The following is a 5,233-nucleotide window of genomic DNA, read 5'->3' as shown; positions in this document are numbered from 1 at the left end:
ACCCGCGTACTGGATGTACTCGGGTGATGCGACAACGCGGCGAGGCGCCGTGCCGGGCGTCGCGAGCCGGTGAACCTTTCCGGTCACAGCACTGGTTCCGAACGCGGCTTCGCGCCTCTCGCGACGCATTGCCGGCCGAAGGGCCGTACCCCAGGGGTTGGACGCCTTCTGAAGCGGGGTACGGCCCTTCGCGCCGTTCGTATGGGCGGGAACGGGCCTACGCTTGAGTCATGTACGCGCGACGCCGTCGCGGCTATTTCCTGATGATGGGCGGCTGCATCGTCCTCTTCGTATCGGCGTGGGCCTTTGTCAGGCTGTGGTCGATGCCCGCCGCGATAGCGATGTGTCTCGTAGCCATGGTCATCCCCCCGATCGCGGCCATGGTCGCCAACCGGCGGGGCCCGGAGGACCGCTGGTGGGACGATCCGTCGGGCGACCCGCAGTCCGACGAGTGGTGGGACGAACTCGACGGCAAGAAGCGGCGGTAGCCGGTACGGCGCGGGCGCGTCAGTAGACGAGGGCCTGGACGCCGTCGGCCATGATCTCCCCGACGAAGACCTGGGCGCCCGCGATCCGTACGCCTTCCAGGACGTCCTGCTGGGTGATGTCGCGACGGGCGGCGCACTGCGTGCAGAGAGTGATCTGCCCGCCCGCCTGGATCGACTCGATCAGATCCGGCAGTGGCGCGGCATGCGGCAGTTCGAACTCCGCGGCGCGCCCCGGCAGTGCGAACCACGAGGACTCCCCGGTCAGCCAGAGCGAGACCTCCACACCGCTGGCGACGGCGACCGCGGCCACTGTGAACGCCTGCGAGCAGCGCTCGGCCGAGTCGGCACCGGCAGTCACCTTGATCACGAGCTTCTTCGGCATATGCCGAACTGTAATCGCCGGGTGGGCAACCTCATTGCCACGGCGGCAGTCAGGTGTGTGCGCGGATAACGGAATCCGCGCCTCAGGTCTCGTGGGGGGACCCCCTTTTGGAACCGAAAGACACCATTCCTGACGGGCAGGCCGAGCCGCTCGCCGCGAAAGAGACACCGGCCGGTGCCGTAGAGCCATCGCTGGTGAGCAGGACGCCGGAGCCGGTGCCGGCGCTTGAGGCCGGACCCGAGCCCCGGGCTCAGCCCCAGCCCGTGCCCAAGTCGGCGCCCGTGGCTGAGCCCGAGGCCGCACCGGCCGCAGCGCCCATCGCGAAGCGCCCGCGCGGGCGCACGGTGCTGCTGATCGCCGCTGCCGCGGTGCTCGGTATCGTCGGCGGCACCGCCGTGGGCTACGACGTGCAGGCCGGACGCGCCCCGACACCGCTGCCCGCCCTGTCGCAGCCCGATCTGGCGTACCCGGCGAAGGCGCTGCCCGCGGGCGGGGCCCCCGACCCGCTGCCCGCGTCCCAGGACCGGCGGGTCAGGACGGACGGCGACCTGCGCAAGCTGCTCGCCGACAGGCCCGCGGGCTGGAGCGAGGACAAGGCGGCGCTGGGCTTCCGGGACGGCTGGCTGGGCGTGGACGAGTACGCCCGCACCTTCAGGGACAAGGGCTCCCAGTACGAGTACTTCGTGGAGTCCGACATGCGCCGGATCGCGGGCGCCGCCTGGAAGCGCGGGCAGTACCGCACCGCCACGACCTATCTCGTGCAGTTCCGCTCGGGCGTCGAGCAGGAAGCCCAGGACTTGGCCGAGGGCCAGCGTTCGTACATGCCCGGCACCGAGTTCGGTGCGGGCAACGACGGCGATCCGCTCAAAGGAAGCGGCAACGGCCGCTACTACCTCTACGAGGTCGAGCGGAAACCGGGCTATCTGCCGTCTTACCAGGCCAGGGCCACCGTGTACCGCGGCGACATCATGGCCGACATCCACATCTACGACACCGTGCCGATCAGCAAGAAGGACATCCGGACGCTGGCCGAGCGACAGCTGGAGCGCCTGTGAACGACGTGACCACGCCCGACGAGCACGCCGACGCTCCCGGGACGGCCGCTCCCCTTCCCCCGGCCACCCCCGGCCGGGCACGCCGGGTGATCCTCACTGCGCTTCCCGTCGTGCTGGTGCTCGCCGCGGTCGGCGGTGCGGCCGCGTACACCGGGACCACGGTGGACAACGCCGACCGCGGCGCCAGGACCAGCCTCTGGCAGGAACCCGCGCACGAGCCCGGCAAGGACCCGGCCGGCGACGTGGCCCGGGGCAGGGCCTCGACCGAACTCAGCAAGCTGCTGCTGCCGGTCCCGAGCGGCTACCGGCTCGGCCCCGACATCGGGGAGCTGGGCAACGACAGCGAGCAGAGCGGCAAGACGGCCGCCGCCGCGGTGAAGGAGAGCGCCCACGGTCTCGCGGGCAAGGAGCGCCGGGCCTACGAGAAGCGGGTCGACAAGCTCCGTATCGAGGGCACCGCTGCCCGTTCCTATGCATCGGACGGCAACGACCTGCTGGTGGAAACCCGGATCATGCGGATGAAGGACAAGAAGGCCGTCCGGAACCTCTACACCTTCAGGTCGGATCTCTTCGAGATCGTCGGCGTCTTCCGCCAGGGGCCGAAGATCCAGGGGCACACGAGGAATGCCACGTGCTTCGTCCCGCGCAAGAACAGCAAGGACTCCATCGAGTCCATGAACTGCCTGGCATACGACGGTGAGCTGAGCATCAGCGTCTCGGCGTCCGGCACCGTGCCCTTCGACCGGGCGGCCGTCGCCGAGCTGTTGAAGGACCAGCTCAACCACATCACGTCTCCGGGGGAGTACGTATGACCGAGCAGACAGTGGAAACGCCCGACGCGCCCGACGCGCCGCCCACCAAAACCGCGCCCGCCGGATCCGCCCCCGTACCGCAGGCGCCCGAGCCTCCCCTGTTCCCGCCGCTGCCGCCCGAACAGCCCAGGCGCGTCCTGCGGGCCGTCGCCCGGTGGACTGTCGCGGCCCTGGTCCTCGCCGGTCTCGGCGCCGGTACGGCCTTCGGTATCACCTCGATGGAGCGCACCGACGTGCCCGGTCTGGCCACCGAGAGCGACGGCCGCTGGGACTATCCCGAGCTGAGCCTGCCCGCGCTGCCGGCCGGTTCGCCCCGCCCGTTCAGCGATGGCAATCCCGCCGAGATCCACCACGCCGACCTTCGGCGTCTGCTGCTGCCTGCCCCGGCCGGAGCAACCGTGGACAAGAAGCTCGACGGCGGCTGGGTGAGCACGGAGCAGTACCTCTCCGAGTATGTGAAGGGCAAGCGCTCCGAGATCACGCAGATACTGAAGGACTCTGCTCCACGGCACGTCGCCGCCCGCGGCTGGACGATGCCCGACGGCACGTCGTCCAGGATCTATCTCGTCCAGTTCAATTCGACGGCCTTCGCGCAGTACTTCAGGGACGCGCTTGTCCAGGACACCCCCTCGGGGGTGCCGCTCGTCGGGACGTCCGAGACGTCCGGGATGGTCCTCGACGAAGGCTGGAACGGCGCGGGCAAGGTGGAGCGCACCGCTTCGTACGCGTTCGCCGAGCAGAAGCCGTACGGCGCGGCACAGGTCCGCCAGGGGTATCTGGTCGCCGGCGACACGCTCGCCCTCGTCGTCCAGTCCCGCAAGGGCAAGGAGGGCACGGAGAGCGTTCCGTTCCACCAGACGCTGATCCTGCAGAACCAGCTGCTGGGCTGACCTGCCCCTCGGCGGTCCCCGAGCAAACCCCGAACCGACGGGCCGGGCCCCAACCCATTAGGCTGGGGCCCGGCGCCGTACTGCTGCCATACCGCTCGTTCCAAGGAGTTCCCATGCTTGAGGCATTCTTCTCCGCCCTGCTGGTCCTGGTCTGCGTCGGCGTTCTCGCCTTCGCCGGCGTGACCGTGAAGAAGCTGTACCAGGGTCAGCGCTGACCCTCCCCGCCCTCGCGTCCGTCCGCGCGGGTACCCCCGTCACGACTATGTGACGCTCACGCCCGATGTGTTGCGTTCGCAGTCACCCCCACCTCACAGATCGTCTGAGCCGCTCATGATCGAGATCCCGTCCGACCTCCACCCGGACCTCGTCCCTCTGGCCTTCCTCCTCGGCAACTGGGCGGGCGCGGGTGTCTCCGACTTCCCCGGTGCCGATCAGTGCAACTTCGGCCAGGAAGTCTCCTTCAGCCACGACGGCCGGGACTTCCTGGAGTACGTCTCGCACACCTGGCTGCTCGACTCCGAGGGCAAGAAGGTCAAGCCGCTGGAGTCCGAGTCCGGCTACTGGCGCATCGACAAGGACCGCAAGGTCGAGGTCGTCATGGTCCGCGACCAGGGCGTCATCGAGATCTGGTACGGCGAGCTGGCCGACCAGAAGCCGCAGATCGACCTGGTCACCGACGCGGTGGCCCGGACCGCGGCCTCCGGCCCGTACAGCGGTGGCAAGCGTCTCTACGGTTATGTGAAGAGCGACCTGATGTGGGTCGGCGAGAAGGCCACCCCCGAGGTGGAGCTGCGCCCGTACATGTCGGCACATCTGAAGAAGGTCGTCACCCCGGAAGAGGTCGAGGCGATGGCGAAGAGCCTCGGCGACCTGCCGGACGACGGCATCGCGTTCTTCAAGTAGTCCAACCCGTCGCCGGGTTTCCTCACATACAAAGCTACGGACAGGTGCTCGCCCGGTCCTACACTGGGCCTGTGGTGAGCACCGACTGGAAGACCGATCTCCGGCAGCGCGGCTATCGTCTGACGCCGCAGCGGCAGCTTGTCCTGGAAGCCGTCGACACGCTGGAACACGCGACGCCCGACGACATCCTCTCCGAGGTGCGCAAGACCGCGTCCGGCGTGAACATCTCCACCGTCTACCGGACGCTGGAGCTCCTGGAGGAACTGGAGCTGGTCAGCCACGCCCATCTGGGCCACGGGGCACCCACGTACCATCTGGCCGACCGCCATCACCACATCCATCTGGTCTGCCGCGACTGTACGAACGTGATCGAGGCCGATGTCGATGTCGTCGCCGAGTTCACCGCGAAGCTGCAGGGCAGCTTCGGTTTCGAGACGGACATGAAGCACTTCGCGATCTTCGGCCGCTGCTCCGAATGCACGGCGAAGGCGGCGTCCAAGGGTGTGGCCCGGACGGCGGACGCAGCCGATCCCAAGCCGTAACGACCTCCCCCACGATAGGGAGCGGGCTCCCGACGCCCTGCGACTCCGCTTGCGGCGTTGTCGTCGGTCAACGACGCTCTTTCCCCGAGCTCTCGGCTTCGCTCGACCAGGGGAGACCCCATCCGCTTCCTTCCTCCGCCTTGCAATCGAAGCCGCATGAC

At 68.8% G+C, this 5,233-nt stretch carries 7 protein-coding genes; 6 read left to right on the top strand and 1 reads right to left on the bottom strand.

Features of this window, described 5'->3' with window-relative positions:
* The first annotated feature begins 230 nt into the window (after nt 1-230).
* On the top strand, nt 231-488 hold the full coding sequence (locus tag ABTZ94_RS36100; RefSeq protein ID WP_351207450.1) for a DUF3099 domain-containing protein: 258 nt from the start codon (nt 231-233) through the stop codon (nt 486-488).
* A gap of 19 nt (nt 489-507) precedes the next feature.
* Here ABTZ94_RS36100 and ABTZ94_RS36095 read toward each other — a convergent pair whose 3' ends face one another.
* A complete protein-coding gene (locus ABTZ94_RS36095; protein WP_351207448.1) occupies nt 508-870 on the bottom strand; it encodes a DsrE family protein in 363 nt (120 codons plus the stop codon).
* 281 nt (nt 871-1,151) lie between these two features.
* Here ABTZ94_RS36095 and ABTZ94_RS36090 point away from each other — a divergent pair, with 281 nt between their 5' ends.
* The 5 genes from ABTZ94_RS36090 to ABTZ94_RS36070 all read left to right on the top strand — a co-directional run bounded on the left by ABTZ94_RS36090 (nt 1,152) and on the right by ABTZ94_RS36070 (nt 5,072).
* Nucleotides 1,152-1,925: a hypothetical protein gene (locus ABTZ94_RS36090; protein WP_351207446.1), complete on the top strand. Its 774-nt coding sequence runs from the start codon at nt 1,152-1,154 to the stop codon at nt 1,923-1,925.
* Nucleotides 1,922-2,737 (top strand): hypothetical protein, encoded by an 816-nt coding sequence (locus ABTZ94_RS36085; RefSeq protein WP_351207444.1) that lies wholly within the window; start codon nt 1,922-1,924, stop codon nt 2,735-2,737. Before ABTZ94_RS36090 ends, ABTZ94_RS36085 begins: the two co-directional genes overlap by 4 nt.
* Nucleotides 2,734-3,627, top strand: coding sequence for a hypothetical protein (locus tag ABTZ94_RS36080; RefSeq protein WP_351207442.1), 894 nt, complete (start codon nt 2,734-2,736; stop codon nt 3,625-3,627). Before ABTZ94_RS36085 ends, ABTZ94_RS36080 begins: the two co-directional genes overlap by 4 nt.
* A 330-nt stretch (nt 3,628-3,957) precedes the next feature.
* On the top strand, nt 3,958-4,530 hold the full coding sequence (locus ABTZ94_RS36075) for a heme-binding beta-barrel domain-containing protein (RefSeq protein WP_351207440.1): 573 nt from the start codon (nt 3,958-3,960) through the stop codon (nt 4,528-4,530).
* Between the two features lie 71 nt (nt 4,531-4,601).
* On the top strand, nt 4,602-5,072 hold the full coding sequence (locus tag ABTZ94_RS36070; RefSeq protein ID WP_351207438.1) for a Fur family transcriptional regulator: 471 nt from the start codon (nt 4,602-4,604) through the stop codon (nt 5,070-5,072).
* Nucleotides 5,073-5,233: the final 161 nt, after the last annotated feature.

Source organism: Streptomyces sp. NPDC002785 (genome assembly GCF_040295565.1).
In the GTDB taxonomy this organism is placed as follows: domain Bacteria; phylum Actinomycetota; class Actinomycetes; order Streptomycetales; family Streptomycetaceae; genus Streptomyces.
The sequence above is the reverse complement of the archived record's forward strand: the minus strand, read 5'-3'. Positions and strand labels throughout refer to the sequence as shown.